The organism is Microbacterium sp. BF1, assembly GCF_019279095.1.
Classification (GTDB): domain Bacteria; phylum Actinomycetota; class Actinomycetes; order Actinomycetales; family Microbacteriaceae; genus Microbacterium; species Microbacterium maritypicum.
In genome coordinates, this window is record NZ_JAGYWT010000873.1 from 1 (window position 1) to 549 (window position 549).

A 549-nucleotide genomic window follows, 5' to 3' on the forward strand; every position below is an offset into this window, starting at 1 on the left:
CTCGCCGCCGAGGCCAAGCGCGCCGCGAGCGAGCCCGCGCGTGAGGCCTCCTGGCTCTATGCGCGCGAGATCGTCGACGGCATCGTCGATTCCCGTGACGAGATCGACGAGCAGATCACGACGCACAGCAGGGACTGGAAGCTGGAGCGGATGCCCGCGGTGGACCGCGCGCTGCTGCGCATCGCGGTGTGGGAGATCCTGTACAACGACGAGGTGCCGACCGCCGTCGCGATCGATGAGGCCGTCGAACTCGCGAAGGAGTTCTCGACCGACGACTCCGGCGCATTCGTGCACGGTGTCCTCGCACGGGTGGCCCGCTCCGCCTGATCCGTCCGAGACGGGGCACTGTCGGCGGTGTGATTGTCGACGGTGCCGGAGAGGATGGCAGTATGTCCCTCTCCCGTGATCCGTCCCCTCCGGAGGGATCGGCGGCGGATTGGCGGAGCATCCTCGGTTCCGCGCGCGATGACGCCGACACGGCGCTCGCGCTCGGCGTCGAACTCCGCGTGCGCGATGGACGCGAGGCCCACGGGTTGGCCCCGCGACCAT

At 69.8% G+C, this 549-nt stretch carries 1 protein-coding gene; it reads left to right on the forward strand.

The window, feature by feature from the left end:
• Positions 1 to 327: transcription antitermination factor NusB (gene nusB / locus KZA10_RS17300; protein WP_218683526.1), on the forward strand; the 327-nt coding region annotated here is incomplete at its 5' end.
• Between the last annotated feature and the right edge of the window lie 222 nt (positions 328 to 549).